Consider the following 487-nt stretch of genomic DNA (forward strand, 5'->3'; position numbering starts at 1 on the left):
CTGTGGCGCTTGCTGCGATGATTGGGATGTTCATTGTTTCCCCTTCATGAAAGTAATCCAGTGGGTTTTCTCACGCTTTCCAGACTTGTGGCCAAACAGCGGCTTCTCTGGTGTAAGGGCCAGCAGCTCACTGACAAGGACTTGGGTCTCGTTCCATTTGAATATCAAGATCCCTTCCGGCTCAAGAACCCGGAAGCACTCTGTAAAGCCCTGCCGAAGATCCTCGCGCCAGTCTTTGGTCAGCATCCCGTACTTTGCGCGCATCCAGCTATCGACCCCGGCCCGGGTCAGGTGTGGCGGATCGAAGACGACCAGCTTGAACTTTCCGTCTTCGAATGGAAGATGCCGGAAGTCGATCAGAACATCAGGTTCAACCCGAAGAACCCGGCCATCACAGAGCAGGCGCTCTTCGTCGCGGATATCTCCAAACAATGCACGCTGATCGTTCTTGTCGAACCACATCATTCGGCTGCCTGCGCATGGGTCT

At 54.6% G+C, this 487-nt stretch carries 1 protein-coding gene; it reads right to left on the bottom strand.

What is annotated here, in order from left to right:
* Nucleotides 1–30: 30 nt before the first annotated feature.
* Nucleotides 31–487: SAM-dependent methyltransferase (locus NFJ07_RS25620; protein ID WP_269998920.1), on the bottom strand; the 457-nt coding region annotated here is incomplete at its 5' end.

The organism is Arthrobacter sp. B2a2-09, from assembly GCF_027587375.1.
Lineage (GTDB): Bacteria > Actinomycetota > Actinomycetes > Actinomycetales > Micrococcaceae > Arthrobacter.